A 19,781-nucleotide genomic window follows, 5' to 3' on the forward strand; every position below is an offset into this window, starting at 1 on the left:
TTGCCCGACCGTCCCGTCGACGTCGTCCTCTTCCTGCATTCGCACCTCCCGTACGTGCTGCATCACGGGCGCTGGCCGCACGGGAGCGACTGGCTGTGCGAGGCGGCGCTGGAGACGTACCTCCCGCTCATCGAGACGCTGCGGCGCCTGGAGGCGGCGCACGTCGATGCCCCGCTCACCATCGGCGTGACGCCGGTGCTGGCCAACCAGCTCGCGCACCCCGACTTCGCCATCGAGTTCGACGCCTTCCTGGCGCATCGTCTGGCGTCGTGCCGCGACGCGGTGCAGGAGATGGCGGGGACGCCGGACGAGGCGCTGGTGCCGCTCGCTTCCTTCTGGGAGGCGCGGCTGCGCCGGATGCAGGCGCTGTGGCAGGCGCTGGACGGTGACCTCGTCGGCGAGCTCCGCCGGCTGCAACGCGCGGGGCGCCTCGAACTCGCCTCGTCGGCCGCCACCCACGCCTTCCTCCCCCTGCTGGGGCGCGACGAGTCGATCCGCCTCCAGTTGCAGCTGGCCAAGCGCGAGCACTGGCGCCTCTTCGGGCACGACCCGGTGGGGTGCTGGATTCCCGAGTGCGGCTACCGTCCGCGCGGCAAGTGGTCCCCCCTCCCGGGCGCGCCGGGACGCGGCGTGCGGCGCGGGATCGAGGAGCACCTCGCCGACGCCGGCTTCCGCTACTTCATCGTCGATGCCCACACGGCGCGCGCTGGCGAACCGTTAGGCGTGTACGGCGAGCGCGTGATGGGCGAGTCGGAGCGCGTGGCCGAGGCGGTGGTGGCGCCGCGCCGCGACCCCCGCCGTCGTGCGCCGCAATCGCCGTATCGCACCTACAAGGTCACCGGGCTGCGCGCGTCGACCGATGTGGCCGCGCTGGTGCGCGACCCGCAGTCGTCGGTGCGCGTCTGGTCGCGTGGCGAAGGCTACCCCGGCGACGGCGCCTATCTCGAGTTCCACAAGATGCGCTGGCCCGGCGGCCTCCGGCTCTGGCGCGTCACGGGGCGCGACGTGGCACTCGGCGACAAGGTGGCGTACGACCCGCTGGAGGCGCGGCTCGCCGTGCAGGGGCACGCCCGCGACTTCGCCGAGTTGCTGGACGGCATCGCCGAGGAGCGCAGCAACAACGCCACGTTGATCACCGCGCCGTTCGACACCGAGCTGTTTGGCCATTGGTGGTTCGAGGGGCCCGACTTCCTGGGAGCGCTCTTTGGGGAGCTGCGCCAGCATGCGCGCCTGCGCGCCACGACCGCCGATTTGCACCTGGCGAGACAGCCGGCGCGCGTGACCACCAAGCTGGCGCGCGGGAGCTGGGGGCTCAACGGCGACTACACGATGTGGCTCAACGAGCGCGTCGAGGAGATGTGGCCGGCCATCTGGGAGCTGGAGGAGGCGTTCTGGAACGTGGCCCCCCGCGCGCTGGCCACGCCCGCCACGCACCACCTCCTGGCGCAGGCGGCGCGTTCGCTCCTCCTGCTGCAATCGAGCGACTGGCCCTTCATCGTCACCACCGGGGCGGTGAGCGACTACGCGCTCGAGCGTTTCGCCGGGCACGCGCGCGACACGCGCAACCTCCTCATCGGGGTGCATGAGGTGCTGGCCGGCGGCGACCCCTCGGCCATCCACGCGCTCGCCCACACGCTCCGCCAGCGCGACGATCTCTTCCCGGACATCCTCGCCTCCGTGGCCGACGCCGTCGGTGACGACCTGATCGCCGTCGCCGACAGCAGTGACGCGGACGACGTGGGCGAAGCGACTCCATAAGAACGCACGACTGCGAGGCTGCATGCGCTCTGTTGTCATCCACGCCCACTTCTACCAGCCCCCGCGCGAGCACCCGTTCTTCGACGAGATCGAGGCGGAGCCATCGGCGGCGCCGTACCACGACTGGAACGCGCGCATCGACCGCGAGTGCTATCGCGCCGTGGTGGCGGCGCGCATGACGGGGGCGCACGGGCGCATCGGTCGCATCACCAACACGCTGGAGCAGCTCTCGTTCAACGTGGGGCCCACGCTGCTCACGTGGATGGAGCAGCACTCCACCGACGCCTATCGCCGCATGCTGGCGGCCGACCGCGAGAGCTGCCGGCGGTTAGGGGGGCACGGGAACGCCATCGCCCATCCCTATCACCACGTCATCCTCCCGCTGGCCTCGCGGCGCGACAAGGTCACCGAGGTGCGCTGGGGGATCGCCGACTTCACGCGGCGCTTTGGGCGCGCGCCGGAAGGGTTCTGGCTCCCCGAGACGGCGGTGGACGACGAGACGCTCGACGTCCTGGCGCAGGAGGGGATCCGCTTCACCATCCTGGCCCCCTACCAGGTGCAACGCCAACCCCCCAACGGGCTCCCCGGGCGCTACACGACCACCAGCGGTCGCACCATTGCCCTGTGCACCTACAACGGCGACCTCTCGCACGGGATCGCCTTTGGCGGGTTGGTGCGCGACGCCGATCACTGGGCACGCGAGATTCTCTCGCTCGCGAGCGATGCCAGGGCTGCGCGCGACGACAACGAGACGCTGCATGGTGGGCTCACGCTTCCACAGCTCGTCTCGATGGCCACCGACGGCGAGACGTACGGACACCATCACAAGTTCGCCGAGATGGCGCTGGCGCGCGTCTTCGACGTGACGGCGCATCATGGCGCGCGGGTGGAGAACTTCGCGTCGTTCCTGGCGCGGCACCCGGCATCGTTCGACGTCGAGATCGTTGCCCCCACGGCGTGGAGCTGTGCCCATGGCGTGGAGCGGTGGCGCTCCAATTGCGGCTGCCGGATCGATACGTCGCGCAGCCCGAGCCAGGAGTGGCGCACCCCGCTGCGCGACGGGCTCAACGCGCTGGCGCAGGCGCTGCATACCATCTTTGAGCGCGATGGCGGGCCGCTCCTGGGCGATGTGTGGGCCGCGCGCGACGCCTACGGGCGCGCCGTGAGCCAGGATGCCGACACGCGCTACCAGTTCTCGGCGGCGCAGCTCCCGTCCACCGCCACGCCTGACGAGAAGCGCCGCGTGGCCGAGCTGCTGGAGATGGAGCGCGACGCCATGCGCATGTTCACCTCATGCGCCTGGTTCTTCGACGACATCGGCGGGCTGGAGGCACAGCAGGTGCTGCGCTACGCGGTGCGGGCCATCGAGCTGTCGGGCGACGCGCCCCGCCTGGCGGCGATGCTGCGCGACACGTTGCGGCTGGCGGTGAGCAACGACCCGCACGCGGGGACCGGCGCCGACATCTTCCTGCGCCTCGCCTCCGGCCCCGATGCCGCGGCGCGCACCGCGGCGGCGGCCGCCGCGCTGGTCGCGCTTGGCATCGACCCCAACGGACACCTCTCGGCCAACGCCGTGCGCGCCGAGATCACGGGCGAGATCGTCACCGTGAGTTCGCGCGACACGGGGAGCGTGCGGCGCTTTAGGGCGATGGTGGTGGAGCGGCGCGCCGCGACCGTGACGTGCGACGTGACCGACCTCGACGCTGAGGACGGGCGCATCTGGCGCATCCCGTTGGCGGACTTCCCCGAGCATCCGCGCCGGGCCATTCGCCACGCGCTCCGCCGCAAGCTCCTCCCGCAGAGCTTGTCGACTGAGGAAATCGAGCGGCTGGCATTGGGCGACGCCTCGCTGCGCGGGGTGATCGTCGTCGCCCTGCAGCGCGCGGTTGGGCAGTTGGCGCACGATGTCTCGTCCGAGTCGCTGGACGTGGCCAACGCGCTCCTGGACCTGTTCGAGCAGCTCGAGACCAACGTTCCGTTCGACGTGCAGACGGCGTTCTGGACGGTGTGGGAGGGGGGGAGCGTCGGGCAGCGGGCGGCGTTGGAGGCGTTCCGCGAGCGGTTGGGGTTTGAGGCGGTGTAAGGCGGGGGCGGCGCATCTGACTCCGGCGACATGGAGCTTTCGCCGCGGACCGGATGCGCCATGCGAAGGCCGACTTGAAGAAGGCACCTACTTGCTGCCGATGGTCTAAACCAGAGGTGCCTGTTGTAACGAGTAGTTCGCCGAGCCTGCTTGACGCACTGACAAGCGCTCTGCAAGCTGTTTGTCTCTACAGGGCTTCCGACAAAGCGCTGATGGCTGTTGGTGCGCGATCACGAATCAGGCGCTTCATGTATACGAGCGAACAGCAGGTCAATAGATGAGAGTCGCTGGAGTGCAGTGGGAGCTTGTCAGCGTCCTGGTGCTGGTGCTCCCTCTCAGGATGAGCGCACTTCAGGCGACGCCAAGCGGGAGCAATCCAGGGTCGCAGCAGCACGGTAGGCTAACGGCGCTCGTGACCGCTGCGGATGTGGCGCGACTGCGAATCGTCGACGGTTCCACGACGACTCTGGCCAGTATCTCCGACGACAGTCTCGAGTTCGGCAGGGTGGGAAGCGGGTGCTTTCTCGAGAGCGGCGAGGCGGTCGTACTCAGCGCCGCACCTCCGAAGCTCATATACTTGAGCACGACGCCAAGCGTCGTCGCGCGCATCGTCGGGAAGCGCGGAGACGGCCCGGGCGAATTCCAACAGCCATGGACCGTGAGCTGTTTCGGCACGGACTCTGTCGCTGTTCTTGAGCCGTTTCGAGTATCGGTGGGTGTACCTGCCCGACCGCCGTTGCGGACGCACGCAATCAATGTGTCCGCTAACACACACTGGGTCGAACCTGTCTTCCAGAGCGCGAACGGCCGTTACCTGCTTCGTAGCCGCCCGAAGTCTCCGAGCGATATCCTGGGCACGTACCGGGACACAGTGGAACTTCTTGTTGGAGACCCGACGAAGGAGGACACGAGTCACTACTCGCGACTGGGTCGGTTCCCATCCGGCGAGTATGTGCGCGTGCGCTTGGACGGACGCACTACCACTGCTGTTCATCCAGTCGGGCGCGCCCTGCTCGTCGCAGCCGCCCACAAGGGGACGTACTTGATGGAAACGGGTACGCCCGAACTGATGATCGTAGATGATCGAGGTCGAACGACGTCGTCCGTCCGGTTCGCTCTCTCTGGTCGGGCTGTCACGTCGGAGTTCTGGCGACGACAATCACAGGTGCGGCGCGAGGCCGTGCGAATGCCCGCGCAGCGTAGGATCGCTGAGACTCTCCTCGAGCAAATGTCGGTACCGAAGCAGGCGCCCTTGTTCGACCGGCTCGTTGCCATCCGCGGCGGCGGCGTGTGGTTACGCGAATTCGCCTTCGAAGGAGAGAAGGACGCGGTATGGATGCAGTTGGATGGCGAAGACCGACCGGTGCTCCGCTGGCGACTACCCATCACGACAAGGATCCTCGCGGCGGATAGCATGCACGTGCTGTGCGTGAGCTCTCGGGACGACGGTGTCACCGTCGAGATACTCGAGCGACCGCGAACTTGGTCGCCGCCGTGACGATGGTCTTCGGTCTGCGCTTCCAAACCGATCTCGCGGACCTTCCGGCGTCCGGGGCGTATTCTTCAGGAGTCACTCCCGAGATGCCGACTGCCATGATCGATCCCGCCGAGCCGGCCCCGATGGATGCCACCGCCGTTCCAGCGTCGCCGACCACCGAGTGGCTCGACGCGCTGTACCGCGAACGGGCGGCCTATGACCTCCCGCCGCGCGCCAACGCGCGCGCCGGGTCGTTCGCCGACGGGCTCCTCGCCTTCCTCTTTCCGCACTTTGCCCCGCGCCTGGACGGCCAGCGCGAGGCGCTCGATCGCGAGCTGGCGCACATCGCCGACGAGAGCCAGACGCTCTTCGCCGAGTTCCTCGCCCATCAGGCGGGGCCGGGACTGACGCAGACCACGGAGGCGTCGATCGATGCCGATGGCGCCGCATCGCGCGCCGCCTTCGTCGCGTCGCTTCTCGCGCTGCGCGAGGCGCTATCCGCCGACGCGCGCTTCCTCCTCGCCTCCGACCCGGCGGCGACCTCGGTCGACGAAGTGATCCTCGCCTATCCCGGCTTCTACGCCACGGCGTGCTATCGCCTCGCGCACCGCATTCGCGAGTTGGGGATCCCGCTCCTCCCGCGCCTCATCACCGAGCACGCCCACATGCGCACCGGGATCGACATCCACCCCGGGGCGACGATCGGCGTCCCCTTCGCCATCGACCACGGGACGGGAATCGTGATCGGCGAGACGGCCACCGTTGGCGTGCGAGTGCGGATGTATCAGGGAGTGACGTTAGGCGCGCTCTCGGTGGAGAAGGGGCTGGCCAGCGCCAAGCGACACCCGACCATCGGCAACGACGTGGTCCTCTACGCCAACGCGACGGTGCTGGGGGGGCGGACGGTGGTGGGTGATGGGAGCGTGGTGGGGGGGAATGTGTGGCTGACCAAGTCCGTCGCGGCGGGTTCCACCGTCTTGTCGGAACAGCGGGAGGGCGGGACGGGAGATGGGGGACGGGAGACGGGAGTTCGGTAGGGCGCGACGCGGGGGTGGGCGTGCGGGAGGGGTGAAACCGATACGCAGGGCGCGCGTACGGTCCCTCGCGTTCATTCCCTCAACACTTGATTGAATCAAGTGTTGAGGGTATCGTCTGAGCCATGCCGCCTTCCGAACTCGATTTCCTGCAGGGGACGCTCGATGTCCTCGTCCTGCGCGCCCTCTCGTGGGGGGCCATGCATGGCTACGCCGTGGCCCGCTTCATTCGCGAGGGGTCCGACGGAACCTTCCGCATCCTCGACGGTGCCCTCTATACCTCGCTCCACCGCATGGAAGAGCGCGGCTGGGTGGCCTCGTCGTGGGGGACGTCGGACAAGGGGAAGCGCGCCAAGTTCTACGAGCTGACCGCGGCGGGGCGCAAGGCGCTGCGCGCCGAGTCGCAGTCGTGGGATCGGTACGTCACGGCGGTGGCCAAGGTGATGCGCGCGACGCCGTCGACCGCCTAACGACCCCACGTTCCGGCGCCCGCCCCCCCACGGCACTTCGCCCCCTCCGGCCATGCCTCCCTCCCACCGACCCGCCCGCACGCCGCCCTGGCGCCGCTACCTGCGATTCCTTGGCCCGAACCTCGACGCCGACATCGACGACGAGCTGTCCTTCCACTTCGCCGAGCGTGTGGAGGCGCTGCGCGCCGTTGCCCTGCTACTGGTGATTGCGGTTGCGGCCTCACTGGCGCCGACGTGGCGGGCGGTGCGGGTGGCGCCGGCGGGGGCGTTACGCGGGGAGGGGCGAGAGGACGAGAAGACGAGGAGACGAGAAGACGAGGGGTGACTAGCCGACATCCGTCGTGTGCATAAGGTTGTCCGGACGTCGCCTCACCCACCGCCGGGCACCCTCTCGTCTTCTCGTCCGCTCGTCTACTCGTCTTCTCCGTTATGCCTCACGTCGTCTTCGTCGCCCCCTTCCTCTCCGACAGCGCCTTCCACATGGTCGAGGCGGCGGCGACGCTTCCCGGTGTGCAGCTGGCGGTCATCACCCAGGATGGCGACGACCGGCTGTTGCACCTGCGGGGGCGCGTGGGGCATTGGCGGGTGGATGACATTCTGAGCCGTGACCAGCTGCTGTGGGCGGCGGAGGGGCTGGCGGCGCTGCACGGCCCGATCGATCGCCTGTTCGGGGCGTTCGAGCAGGTGCAGGTGCAACTGGCGGAGCTGCGCGCGCGGCTGGGGATCGTTGGGATGGGGGTGGAGGTGGCGAACAACTTCCGCGACAAGGCGCAGATGAAGACGCTGCTGCGTGCCCACGGGCTCCCGTGCGCGCGATACCGCCTGGCGCGCACCATCGATGAGGCGCGCGCCTTTGGCGAGCGAAACGGCTTCCCCATCGTCGTGAAGCCTCCGGCCGGTGCGGGCGCCATCTCCACCTTCCGCGTGGACGACATGGCATCCCTCGTTGGTGCGTTGCAGCGCACGCCGCCGTCGGCCGAGCATCCCGTCCTCCTCGAAGAGTTTGTCCAGGGGGAGGAACACTCGTTCGAGACGGTGACGATCGACGGTGTGCACGTCTGGCACTCGCTCACGCACTACTATCCAACGCCGCTCACCGTCCTCGAGAACCCGTGGATCCAGTGGTCGATCGTCCTCCCGCGCGAGATCGATGCGCCGCAATACGACGACATCCGCACGGCGGCGCGCCGCGCGCTCGACGTGCTCGGCATGCAGACCGGGATCTCGCACATGGAGTGGTTCCGGCGAAAGGACGGCTCCATCGCCATCAGCGAAGTGGCCGCGCGCCCGCCCGGCGCGCAGATCACGCAGCTCATGTCGTACGCGCACGACTTTGACCTGGTGCAGGAGTGGATGCGGGCGATGATCTTCGGCGACTTCCATCGCCCCGAACGCCGCTACGCCGCGGGGGCCGCCTACCTGCGCGGGCAGGGGAGCGGGCGCATCGTGAAGGTGCACGGCATCGACGAGATCAACCGCGAACTCGGCTCCCTCATCGTCGCCGCGAAGACGCCGCAGCTCGGCGCGACCCCCTCACCCAGCTACGAAGGCGACGGCTGGGTCATCGTCAGGCACCCGGAGACCGCAGTGGTCGAGCAAGCCGTCCTCAAGATCATCGCCACAATCCGCGTCGAACTCGGCTAGACTGCGCCCCCCCGCGCCACATTGCGCCCCACAGAGGAAGTCAGTAGTTAGTCACGAAAGCCCGGATGGGAGACCAATCACCTCCCGTCTCCCGTCCCCCGTCTCCCGTTCGCAGTCCCCATGAATGTCATCATGCTGGCCCCGGGCTACCCGGGAGAGATGCCCTACTTCTGCCGCGCCCTCTCGATGCACGGCGCCAAGGTCTACGGCCTGAGCGATGTCCCCTACGACGCGCTTCCGCCGATGACCAGGGAGCACATGTCGGGCTACCTGCAGGTGGCCAACTTCACCGATGAAGATGCCGTCGTGCGCCAGGTGGTGCAGTCGGTGGGGTCGCATACCATCGATCGCGTGGTCTGCATGTGGGAGCCCGGCGTGCTGCTGGCGGCCAAGCTCCGCGAGGCGTTAGGCGTCCCGGGGCAGGGCGTCGAGCAGGCGACGATCTTCCGCAACAAGGACGTGATGAAGCAGGTCATCACCAAGGCGGGGCTCCGCACGGCGCGCCACGCCGCGGCGCGCTCCATCGCCGAAATGAAGGCGGCCGCCGAGGAGATCGGCTTCCCCGTGATCGTGAAGCCGATTGCCGGCGCGGGGTCGATGGACACCTTCCGCGCCGGCTCGATGGCCGAGCTGGAGGCGGAGCTGGCGAAGGTGACGACCTACGACGAGGTGAACGTCGAGGAGTTCATCGAGGGGGACGAGTACACCTACGACACGATCTGCATCAACGGCGAAGTGCAGTACGAGAACGTCTGCTTCTACCGCCCCAACCCGCTGGTGGCCCGCAGCACGGAGTGGATCTCGCCGCAGACGCTGGCCCTGCGCGACCTGACGCCGACGCCGGTCGCGCAGGGCGTCTCGTTAGGCCATGACGTGCTCGCGACGATGGGGTTCCAGACCGGCTTCACGCACATGGAGTTCTTCTGGACCCCAAAGGGGGAAGCCATCTTTGGCGAGATTGCCGCGCGCCCGGCCGGTGCGCACACGGTGGACCTGATGAACTTCGTGGGCGACATCGACCTCTTCATGGGCTACGCCGAGGCGGAGTTGAAGGGGACGTTCTCCCAGGGCACGGCGCGAAAGTACAATGCCTGCAACATCTTCAAGCGCGCGCAAGGGCAGGGGCGCATCACGCGCATCGAGGGGCTGCAGCACCTCCTGCAACGCTACGGCGAACACATCGTCCACATCGACCTCCTCCCCGTGGGCGCCGAGCGTCGCAACTGGATCCTCACGCTGGTGTCGGATGGGTATGTCGTCGTCAGGCATCCGGACTTGCAGGCGTGCGTGGAGATTGCGGACGCGGTGGGGACGGAGCTGCGAGTCTTTGCCTCGTAGAAGACGAGAAGCCTGCCCCAGCGAAGGCTGGGGACGGGAAGACGAGAAGACGGGAAGACTCCAAAGCCTAGCGCCGCCCCCTCTTGCCGTGCGCCGACGCGTGCACGAATACTCGGCCACACCGTGTGAGCGAGGAAAGGCGTGCCGCAGAGGTCGTTCGATGCCATCGTCGTGGGATCCGGCATTTCCGGAGGGTGGGCCGCGAAGGAGCTCACGGAGCGAGGGCTGCGGGTCCTGATGCTCGAGCGCGGCAAGAATGTCGAGCACATCAAGGACTACCCCAATGCGCGCAAGGCGCCGTGGGAGTATCCGCATCGCGGCGGGCGCACGCAGGCGATGATCAGGCACTACCCGGTGCTCAAGCGCGACTTCCCGCTCAACGAAAAGAACCTCGACTGGTGGGCCTCGGACGAGGAGTCGCCGTACACCGAGACCCGGCGCTTCGACTGGTATCGCGGCTACCAGGTGGGCGGGCGGTCGCTCATGTGGGGGCGTTGCAGCTTCCGCCTCTCCGACATCGACTTCGAGGCCAACGCGCGCGAAGGGATCGGGACCGACTGGCCCATCCGCTACGCCGAGCTTGCCCCGTGGTACAGCCACGCCGAGCGATTCGCCGGAATCTCGGGGTCGCTCGAGGGGCTGGCGCAGCTCCCCGATGGCGACTTCCAACCGGCGATGCCGCTCAACTGCGCCGAGCAGCGAATGGCCGATCGCCTCAAGACCAAGTTCGGTGGCGCGCGTCGCCTGATCCCGGCGCGCATGGCCAACCTCACGCGAGCGCTAGAGGGGCGACAGCCATGCCAGTACCGCGATGCCTGCTGGTTAGGCTGCCCGTACGGCGGCTACTTCTGCACGCAGTCGTCGACGCTGCCGGCGGCCATGAAGACGGGGCGCCTCACGCTCCTCCCGTTCGCCATCGCGACCGAAATCCTCTTCGACAAGAAGCGCCAGCGCGCCAGCGGCGTGCGAGTGATGGACGCCAACACCAAGGCGATGACCGACTTCACGGCGACCATCATCTTCGTTTGCGCGTCCACGCTCAATTCGACGTGGCTCCTCCTGCGCTCGGCGACCGACATATGGCCCGGCGGGCTGGGGAGCAGCTCGGGGGAACTGGGGCACAACCTGATGGACCATCACTTTCGGGTGGGAGCGGAGGGGACGATGGCCGAGCTCGACGACCAGACGACGTTCGGTCGCCGCCCTAACGCGGGCTACATTCCCCGCTTCCGCAACCTGAACGGGGAGAAGCGTCCGTACCTGCGTGGCTTTGGCTACGAAGGGGGAGCCGGGCGCCGCGGGTGGGAGTTCAAGGTGGCCGAACTTGGCGTGGGCGGCGCGTTCAAGGATCGTGCGGCGCAGCCTGGAACGTGGAGCATCGGCGGGACCGCGTTCGGCGAGATGCTCCCCAACCACGACAACAAGGTCACCCTCGACCCCGAGAAGCGTGACAAGTGGGGGCTCCCGGTGCTTCGCATGGATTGCGCGATTGGGGAGAACGAGCGGCTGATGCGGAAGGACATGGCCAACGACATGGCCGAGATGCTGGAAGCGGCCGGGGCGAGGGAAGTGACGACGTTCGATCACGACTACTTCCCCGGGATGGGGATTCATGAGATGGGGACGGCGCGGATGGGGACGAGCCCGAAGAACTCGGTGCTCAACAGGCACAACCAAGTCTGGGACGCCCCGAACGTCTTTGTCACCGACGGCTCGTGCATGGCGTCGACGGCGTGCCAGAATCCGTCGCTGACCTACATGGCGCTGACGGCGCGGGCGGCGGCGTTTGCGGTGGAGGAGATGAAGAAGCGGAACCTCTGAAGTGCAGAAGACGAGAGGACGGGAAGACGAGAAGACGAGGGCGGGCGGCAACCGGCGCCGAGTCCTGCGCCCCAAGGCCGATATCTCGTCTTCTGTCCCCAATCAGGTTTCGAGCCCATATTATCGCCCCAGCAGGGAGGGATTCCTCTCCCGTTCGACAGCGGCCGGGGCGGTGAGTCCCGGGCCTGTCTTGGTCGCCAGGTGTGGCACCGTTTCCAGCACAAGGAGGATGGAGTGCAAGAGACGCAGTACGATGCGATCGTCGTCGGCTCAGGGATCGCTGGCGGATGGGCCGCCAAGGAGCTGACGGAGAAGGGGCTCCGCGTCCTCCTGCTCGAGCGGGGGAAGAACATCGAGCACATCAAGGACTACGTGAACGCGCGGAAGGGGACGTGGGAGTATCCCCATCGCGGGCGTCGCACGCAGAAGATGTACAACGAGTACCCCGTGCTGCGGCGCGACTACCCGCTCAACGAGACCAACCTCGACTGGTGGGAGCGAGACGACGAGTCGCCGTACACCGAGGTCAAGCGCTTCGACTGGTATCGCGGCTATCACGTGGGCGGGCGTTCGCTGTTGTGGGGGCGGCAGAGCTATCGCTTGAGCGACATCGACTTCACGGCGAACGTCAAGGACGGGATCGCCACCGACTGGCCCATCCGCTACGCCGACATTGCGCCGTGGTACGACTATGTCGAGCAGTTCGCCGGGATCTCCGGGTCGAACGAAGGGCTCGAGCAGCTCCCCGACGGCAAGTTGCAGCCGGCCTTCCCGCTCAATTGCGGTGAAGAGCAGGTGGCGGGGAAGCTCAAGACCAAGTTCGGTGGCACGCGCCGCATCATTCCCGGACGGGTGGCCAACATCACGCAGCCGCTGCCGGGGCGCAACCAGTGCCAACTGCGAAATGCCTGCTGGCTCGGCTGCCCCTACGGCGGCTACTTCAGCACGCAGTCGTCGACGCTTCCGGCGGCGATGAAGACCGGGAAGCTCACGCTCAAGCCGTGGTCCATTGTCACCGAAGTCATCTACGACAAGGACGCCAAGCGCGCCAAGGGGGTGCGGGTCCTCGACGCGACGAACAACCAGACGGTCGACTACTCGGCGAAGATCGTCTTCCTCTGCGCCTCGGCGCTCAACTCCACCTGGCTCCTGATGCGCTCGGCCACCGAGTTATGGCCCGGCGGGTTGGGCTCCAGCTCTGGCGAGTTAGGGCACAACCTGATGGACCATCACTTCAGGCTGGGCGCATCGGGTGACCTCGAGGGACTGGACGACCAGTACTACTACGGGCGCCGCCCCACCGGCTTCTACATCCCGCGCTTCCGCAACATCGGGCGCGACAAGCGCGAGTACCTGCGCGGCTTCGGCTACCAGGGGAGCGCGAGCCGCGAGGGGTGGGATCGCGCGGTGGCTGAACTTGGCGTGGGCGGGGCGTTCAAGGACGCGATGGCGCAGCCCGGGCAGTGGACCATCGGGGCGACCGCCTTTGGCGAGATGCTCCCCGACCACAAGAACATGATCTCGATCGACGAGACGAAGAAGGACAAGTGGGGGCTCCCGGTCCTCAAGATCGACTGCGCCATTGGCGAGAACGAGCGCAAGATGCGCAAGGACATGACCGCCGACATGGCCGAGATGCTGGAGGCGAGCGGCGTGAAGAACGTGCACACGTACGACGGCGGCTACTGGCCGGGGATGGGGATCCACGAGATGGGGACGGCGCGCATGGGGACCGACGCCAAGAACTCGGTGCTCAACAAGCACAACCAGGTGTGGGACGCGCCGAACGTCTTCGTGACCGACGGGGCGGCGATGACGTCGGCGGCATGCGTGAACCCGTCGCTGACCTACATGGCGCTGACGGCGCGCGCGGCGGCATTTGCCGTCGAGGCGCTCAACAAGCGCGAGTTGTGACCCGCCGTCCCGGACCGTTGCCCGCCAAGACTAACGACACAGAGCTGAGTGACCGGACATGCCTGACGAGATGACGCCGCAGTTCGTGATCGACCGCCGCGAGGCGATCCGTCGCGTGAGCGCGATGCTGGGCGGGGCCGCCTTCATTGGCGGGACCTCCCTCCTGGCCGCGTGCACCAGGGAGCCCGCGGCCAAGGTGGACAGCGCCGTCGCCACCGCGGCAGGTGCAACGCCCGAGCCGCCGCTGACCATGTTCACCGCCGAGGAGGTGGCCTACCTCGACGAGATCGCCGAGACCATCCTCCCGCGCACCGCGACACCGGGGGCCAAGGACGCCAGGACGGGGCGCTTCATGGGCGTGATGGTGCAGGACTGCTACAAGCCGGAAGACCAGGAGATCTTCAAGCAGGGGCTGGCGACGATCAACGACGCCTGCACCAAGGCGCACGGCCACGGCTTCATGCAGGCCACGCCGGAACACCGCACCGAGATCCTGACAGCGATCGACAAGGAAGCGAAGGACTATCAGGACAAGAAGAAGGACGACGATCCGAACCACTACTTCCGAATGATCAAGGAGCTGACGCTGCTCGGCTTCTTCACGTCGGAGGTGGGGATGACGAAGGTGCTGCGGTACGCGGAGACGCCCGGGCGGTATGATCCGTGTGTGCCGTACGCGAAGGGGGAGACGATCTGGGCGAGTCACGCCTGATCGGCTCTTCTTGTGTCACGCGAGGATCACGAGGGCGCTCCCGGGTGGGGGCGCCCTCGTGTGGTTTTGGTGGGTGTGCGGTGGAATGGTGGAGGCATAGTGCTGGGGCTGGGTAAGATCAACTGCTGGTTTCACGCGAAGGCGCGACTTTCAATGAACGCTTCGCTGCTTCGCGTCTTCGCGTGAGGTCGGCGATTCGGGCGACGCTCACGGCAGTTGGCTAGATCCACAGACGCGCCATGACTCAAGTCGAGCGTGCGCGTCATGGTACATCGCTGCGCCAACAAGCATGATACCTAACTGGCCAAACACGGATGATTCAGGGGCACGAGCGGCCGCGCGGACGATCCTGCTCGCGTCGATGGTCGCGTTGCCACCTCGCACGTCGCTGTTCGCGCAGGCGCGTGGAGCGGAAGGTACCGACTGCCCCGCGTGCGCTGTTCAGCTGCAGAGGATCGCGCGCATTCCCCTGGAGATGGTTCCGTCAGGACTGAGAGGTTGTGCGAGCGCTCATGGAGCCTAGAGACGCTGAGAGACTCTGGAAGGAGCAGGGCTCAGCAGCTGACATTCTCGTCGCCGAGTACTGCGCGCCGAGTAGTTGTGCTGCATTCGTTGGCGGTTTGCTTCTGCGAGGGCTCCCGTCATGTGGGATGTCGGCTCCGTGACCGCGCAGCGCGTAGATGGCCGGAGGTTCAGACGAGCGCGGAACGTGGTTGTTGCGACACTTCTCATGCTGATACTGGCGCATGTCGCTTCCGCACAGGCAACGTCAGATCGCTTGCTTGGCGTGTACGATCCCGACACCGGCGCGCCGATCGAGAACGTGCAGATCGTGTTGCTCGGCAGCCGCAAGGAGTGGCGAACCTCCGCCGCGGGCCTGGCGCTCCTCCGAGATCTGCCCGCAGGTGATCACATCTTGCGCCTGAGGCGAATCGGGTACAAGCCGCACTCGGAGTTTGTTGCGTTCTCGCCGCGCGACACGGCGCCCCTCACGCTCGTTCTTCAACCGCTCCCAGTCCAACTACCGGAGATCATCGTGAATGCACGCGAGGAGCGATACGAACGGCAACTGAGTGATTTCATGCAACGAAGAAGAGCCAGCGCCGCGCCCGCGTCCTCCTTTATCACAGAAGCCGACCTTCAGAAGTGGGGCGCGGTGCGCTGGAGCGATGCGTTAGCGCGAACGTCTGGCGTGCGGACCGGAGTATCGGGCGCCGTCTCATTGCGAGGTTGTGCGCGATTTGCCCTATATGTCGATGGAGCGTTGCTCGCGAGCAACGACCTCGAGGCAATCCCGCTCCCAACCGTCGCCGCCATCGAGGTATATCGAGGGGCCGCAGAGATCCCGGTGCAGTTCAATGCTACTGGACGTGCATGCGGCGCAGTGGTCGTCTGGACGAGATGAGCAGGCGCCGTAGCCACACCGGGAGGGGTGCATGCTCGAGAACCGCCGCTGCCGTTCGTGGAGCGATTGGGAACGGACAGTAAAGTCACCAGCAAGTAACGTCCATCTCGCACGTCGCTACTATTGCAGCTCACTTAGAAGTCGCCCCAGCACGCCGACCACCCACTCTGCGTCGTCCCGCCCAACCGTGAGCGGCGGCCGGATCTTCAGCACGTTGTCCGCCGGCCCCTCGGTACCGATGAGGATGCGCTCCTCGCGCAACCGGTTCACGACGTAGCTCGCCGCCGCTGTCGCCGGCGCGCGGGATTCGCGGTCGGTGACGAGGTCAACACCGATGAACAGCCCCATCCCTCGCACGTCGCCGATGAGCGCGTGACGCGATTGCAGCTCGCGGAGCCCTGCGAGGAGGTGGTTACCGACGACGCGGGCGCTCGCCTGGAGCCCTTCGTCCCGCACGATGCGCAGTACCTCGGTCCCCACGCGGCACGACAGCGTGCTCCCGCCGAACGTGGAGAAGAACTCGATCCCGTTGTCAAACGAGCGCGCGATCTCGGAAGTGGTGACGACAGCGCCCAGCGGGTGGCCGTTGCCTAACGGCTTGCCGAGTACGACGATGTCGGGGCGGGCCCCCTGGTGCTCGAAGCCCCAGAAGAAGTCGCCGAGTCGCCCGATTCCGGTCTGCACCTCGTCGGCGATGCAGATTCCGCCGGCGGCACGGACGCGGTCGTACACGGCAGCGAGATAGCCGACCGGCGGGATGATCTGCCCGCCGACGCTGGGAAACGTCTCGGCGATGAAGCCGGCGAGCCGTCCGCCGCGCGCGTGGATGCGGGCGATGGCGTCGTCGACGTGTTCGGCGTAGCGCACGGCAGCGTCGTCGCCGCGGTGCTCGCCGCGATAGGTGTCGGCGACCGGGACGAGTTGCACCCACTCGGGGCGCCCGCCGCCGTTCGGCTTGTTGAACTTGTACGCCGACAGGTCGTAGGCACCGGTGGTGTGGCCGTGGTAGCCGTGGTCGGGGGTGACCATGTCCTTCCCCCCGGTGTACGTCCTCGCCAGCCGCAACGCCAGCTCGTTCCCCTCGCTCCCCGAGTTGACGAAGAAGACGTGCGTGAGGTGCGGTGGCATCCTGGCCAGCAACTCCTCGGCGAAGGCCACCTGCAGCGGGTGGAGGTAGCGCGTGTTGGTGTTGAGGCGCGCGAGCTGGTCGGCGGCGATCGCGGCGAGGCGCGGGTGCGCGTGGCCGACGTGCGGGACGTTGTTGTAGGCGTCCAGGTGCACGCGCCCCCACTCGTCGAACAGGTAGTGCTTCCACCCGCGCACGAAGAGCAGCGGCTCGCGATACGACAGCTTGAGGTTCGTCGCGAAGTGCGCCTTCCGCCCGGCGCAGATGAGCTCCGTATCGAGCGCCTGGTACGCGACGCGTTCGTCAGGGAGGTTGAGGAGCGCCGCGGGGTTGGGGCAGATCGCCGTCCAGAGCGCGAGGTCGTCCGGGTCGGCGACGCCGGGCCAGTCGCCGGCCATGCCGTCGGTGAGCACCGCCAGCTGAAAGTGCAGGTGCGGGTCCCACCCGCCGTTCTCTTCCATCTCTCCTAACGCGCCGAAGCGCTCGCCGCGCGCGATCATCTGCCCCGGACGCAACGATTCGACGCTGGCGCGCGAGAGGTGGCCATACAGCGTCCAGAACGGATCGCCGTCGGGGGTGACGTGCCTCAGCACGACCATCCCGCCGTAGTCGAGCCGCGACTCGCGATACTCGACCGCGTCGACCGTGCCGGCAGTCGGCGCGTGCACGGGCGACCCGGCGGGGAGGAAGGTGTCGACGCCGATGTGCACCGAGCGACGGTCGGCGATGGGGTGCGCTCCCTTGCGGAAGGCGGGGGCGGTGTAGACGGCGCGCGGTTCGCCGTAGCTCCCCACCCACGCGGCCCCGGCGTTGGCCGCCGAGCCTAACGAGCGCGCCTCGTCCTCCGTCATCATCATCGCATCGCGCGGGACGAGTGCGGAGCGGATGGCGAGCGAGCCCGTGGCGATGGTCGCCAGGTCGATCCCCATCACCGGGGCGAAGGACCCCCGCTGCTCGTCCAGCCATGCCAGCACGCGCGTCGCGCGATCGTTGGCGCGGTAGCCGCAGGCCACGCGCAGGCGGGCGCACATCTGTCCGTCGGCGATCGTGCGGGCGCGCTCGAGGTAGCCCCAGGCCAGCGATTCGGAGACGACGACATACGGGTCGTCGGGACGCTCGCGCTTCATGAGCATCGCGTTGGTGACACTCACCGCCAGCCGCATCAGGAGGAGCGGCCAGATGAGGTCGAGCTGTGCCGGCGTGAGCGGCGAGACGGCGTGATAGCCGGCGACGAAGGCGGCGAGGGCGCGCTCGGGGTGCGGGTGATCGAGCACGAGATAGGCGCCGGCGATCGCGAGCTCGCACACAAGGGGACCGGTGACGATGTCGCCGAAGTCGATTATACCAGCGAGGCACGGAGTGCCTCGCTGTTGGATAGCCCCCGCGCGTGGTGCACCATGCTCGCTCCGTGCGACCAGGATGTTCCAGTCGTTCAGATCGTTATGCAGCACCGCGCGCGGTTGGGCGTGGAGCGGTCCCCTGATGGCGTCGAAACGCAGCCACGCATCGGCCACCAGTTCCTGCTGCGCACGTGTGGCCAGGTCGTCGATGTGGTGCATGACCCAGTCGGCACGCGTGAGATCCCACTTGAAGTCGGGGCGCTCGAGCGCGGGGTGCGCGAAGCCGGTGAGCGCCGAGTGCATGCGCGCGACCGCGGCGCCCAGCTCGCGAAGCAGGGAGGGCGGTCGCGGTTGCGCGCGCGCGTACTCGACGCCTGGCAGGAGCGTGAGGAGCCAGGTGAGGCGTGGAGTGCCGTCGGCGTCGTGTCGCACGCACCAGCGCTCACCGCCCGTCGTGCGCACCACGGCTGGGACGGGGACCGTCGCGTCGTGTTCGCGAATGTACTCGTGCGCCGCCGCGAGCAGGTCGACAAACGCCGGATCGCATGCGGGGCGCATGACCTTGAGGATGAACTGCGCGCCGTCAGCGGCCGTGACGCGGAAGTTGAGGTCGAACTCGCCGGCGAGCGGTTCGAGTACCCCCTCCATCCCCCACGACTCCGCCAACGCCTCGCGCCACACGCGCGTCGACTCCGGGCGATCGCTCATCTCACGGCCGATAGGCGACGCAGTCAATCTCCACCTTCAACCCCTCGCGCGGGAGCTTCGACACCTCGACCGTGGTGCGCGCCGGACGGTTGTCGCCGAAGACGCGTGCGTACACGGCGTTCATCTCCTGGAACTCGTTCATGTCGGTGAGAAAGACGCCGCAGCGCAGGACGTACTGCATGTCGGAGCCAGCCGCCTGGAGAATGGCCCGCACATTCCTGAGGCACTGCTCCGTCTGCGCCGTCGCGTCGGCGCCGGCGAGGAACCCAGTCGCCGGGTCGACCGCGCCCTGCCCGGAGACGAAGATCAAGCGCTCGAAGCCGACGGCGGGGGAATACGGGCCAACCGGCGTCGGGAGATTGGGGGCGTGGACGAAGGTGTGCGTCAGGGAGCTCGGCATGGGGGAGGAGTTGGGGTGGGGGGAAAGATACTGGGCTCGGCATGGGCGCCGCATCCTTGGAGACTTCGTGGCTTCGTGTGACAAGCAGTTCAGCGGCGTTTCACACGAAGCCACGAAGGCACGAAGAGTGGCCACGAGGAGGGTGTCGACGTCGTGCTTCGCGGCGGGTAGCTTCGCGCGACGTATGCCCATCGACCGGAAGGCGCTGACGCGCGAGTACAAGGAGACGCCGCGGACCGCGGGAGTGGCGGTGGTGCGCTGTCGCGAGAACGGGAAGGTGCTGCTCATTGCCGGCGTCGACATTCCTGCCCCGGTGAATCGCCACCGCGCCCAGCTCAGGCTTGGCGCGCACCCCAACCGTGCATTGCAGGACGATTGGAAGGCGTTAGGCGCCGACGCGTTCGACTTCGAGATCGTCGACACGCTCCCGCTCCCCGACACCGCCGACGTGGACCAGCGCGACGACGTGCAGGCCCTGGACGCGATGTGGTTGGAGAAACTCGCACCCTATGCGCCCGCCGGCTACAACCGGGCGCCCACGGCGAAGTAGC

15 protein-coding genes are annotated in these 19,781 nt (G+C 67.6%); 13 read left to right on the plus strand and 2 right to left on the minus strand.

Going from position 1 to position 19,781, the window contains the following annotated elements; all coding sequences use genetic code 11:
- The 12 genes from IT359_13980 to IT359_14035 all read left to right on the plus strand — a co-directional run bounded on the left by IT359_13980 (position 1) and on the right by IT359_14035 (position 15,656).
- On the plus strand, positions 1 to 1,758 hold the full coding sequence (locus IT359_13980; GenBank protein ID MCC6930088.1) for a DUF1957 domain-containing protein: 1,758 nt from the start codon (positions 1 to 3) through the stop codon (positions 1,756 to 1,758).
- Between the two features lie 22 nt (positions 1,759 to 1,780).
- Positions 1,781 to 3,841 (plus strand): DUF3536 domain-containing protein, encoded by a 2,061-nt coding sequence (locus tag IT359_13985; GenBank protein ID MCC6930089.1) that lies wholly within the window; start codon positions 1,781 to 1,783, stop codon positions 3,839 to 3,841.
- Between the two features lie 277 nt (positions 3,842 to 4,118).
- Positions 4,119 to 5,339, plus strand: coding sequence for a hypothetical protein (locus IT359_13990; protein ID MCC6930090.1), 1,221 nt, complete (start codon positions 4,119 to 4,121; stop codon positions 5,337 to 5,339).
- An 83-nt stretch (positions 5,340 to 5,422) separates the two neighbouring features.
- Positions 5,423 to 6,355 (plus strand): hypothetical protein, encoded by a 933-nt coding sequence (locus IT359_13995; GenBank protein MCC6930091.1) that lies wholly within the window; start codon positions 5,423 to 5,425, stop codon positions 6,353 to 6,355.
- 122 nt (positions 6,356 to 6,477) lie between these two features.
- Entirely contained in the window at positions 6,478 to 6,822 is a 345-nt protein-coding gene (locus tag IT359_14000) for a PadR family transcriptional regulator (GenBank protein MCC6930092.1), read from the plus strand.
- 52 nt (positions 6,823 to 6,874) lie between these two features.
- Positions 6,875 to 7,147 carry a hypothetical protein gene (locus tag IT359_14005; GenBank protein ID MCC6930093.1) on the plus strand — a complete coding sequence of 91 codons (273 nt, stop codon included), beginning with the start codon at positions 6,875 to 6,877 and terminating at the stop codon, positions 7,145 to 7,147.
- A 104-nt stretch (positions 7,148 to 7,251) separates the two neighbouring features.
- Positions 7,252 to 8,466, plus strand: a complete 1,215-nt coding sequence (locus IT359_14010) for an ATP-grasp domain-containing protein (GenBank protein ID MCC6930094.1) — start codon at positions 7,252 to 7,254, stop codon at positions 8,464 to 8,466.
- Between the two features lie 120 nt (positions 8,467 to 8,586).
- Positions 8,587 to 9,804: an ATP-grasp domain-containing protein gene (locus IT359_14015; GenBank protein ID MCC6930095.1), complete on the plus strand. Its 1,218-nt coding sequence runs from the start codon at positions 8,587 to 8,589 to the stop codon at positions 9,802 to 9,804.
- Between the two features lie 141 nt (positions 9,805 to 9,945).
- On the plus strand, positions 9,946 to 11,625 hold the full coding sequence (locus tag IT359_14020; GenBank protein ID MCC6930096.1) for a GMC family oxidoreductase: 1,680 nt from the start codon (positions 9,946 to 9,948) through the stop codon (positions 11,623 to 11,625).
- A gap of 234 nt (positions 11,626 to 11,859) precedes the next feature.
- On the plus strand, positions 11,860 to 13,539 hold the full coding sequence (locus IT359_14025; protein ID MCC6930097.1) for a GMC family oxidoreductase: 1,680 nt from the start codon (positions 11,860 to 11,862) through the stop codon (positions 13,537 to 13,539).
- A 58-nt stretch (positions 13,540 to 13,597) separates the two neighbouring features.
- A complete protein-coding gene (locus IT359_14030) occupies positions 13,598 to 14,251 on the plus strand; it encodes a gluconate 2-dehydrogenase subunit 3 family protein (GenBank protein MCC6930098.1) in 654 nt (217 codons plus the stop codon).
- A 709-nt stretch (positions 14,252 to 14,960) separates the two neighbouring features.
- Positions 14,961 to 15,656: a TonB-dependent receptor plug domain-containing protein gene (locus IT359_14035; GenBank protein ID MCC6930099.1), complete on the plus strand. Its 696-nt coding sequence runs from the start codon at positions 14,961 to 14,963 to the stop codon at positions 15,654 to 15,656.
- 120 nt (positions 15,657 to 15,776) lie between these two features.
- On the opposite strand, the gene IT359_14040 is transcribed toward IT359_14035, so the two are convergent.
- On the minus strand, positions 15,777 to 18,830 hold the full coding sequence (locus tag IT359_14040) for an aminotransferase class III-fold pyridoxal phosphate-dependent enzyme (GenBank protein MCC6930100.1): 3,054 nt from the start codon (positions 18,828 to 18,830) through the stop codon (positions 15,777 to 15,779).
- Between the two features lies 1 nt (position 18,831).
- Positions 18,832 to 19,230 carry a RidA family protein gene (locus tag IT359_14045; protein ID MCC6930101.1) on the minus strand — a complete coding sequence of 133 codons (399 nt, stop codon included), beginning with the start codon at positions 19,228 to 19,230 and terminating at the stop codon, positions 18,832 to 18,834.
- A 184-nt stretch (positions 19,231 to 19,414) separates the two neighbouring features.
- Here IT359_14045 and IT359_14050 point away from each other — a divergent pair, with 184 nt between their 5' ends.
- Positions 19,415 to 19,780 carry a GIY-YIG nuclease family protein gene (locus IT359_14050; protein MCC6930102.1) on the plus strand — a complete coding sequence of 122 codons (366 nt, stop codon included), beginning with the start codon at positions 19,415 to 19,417 and terminating at the stop codon, positions 19,778 to 19,780.
- The last annotated feature ends 1 nt before the right edge of the window (position 19,781 follow it).

It is taken from the genome of Gemmatimonadaceae bacterium (genome assembly GCA_020852815.1).
In the GTDB taxonomy this organism is placed as follows: Bacteria; Gemmatimonadota; Gemmatimonadetes; order Gemmatimonadales; family Gemmatimonadaceae; genus SCN-70-22.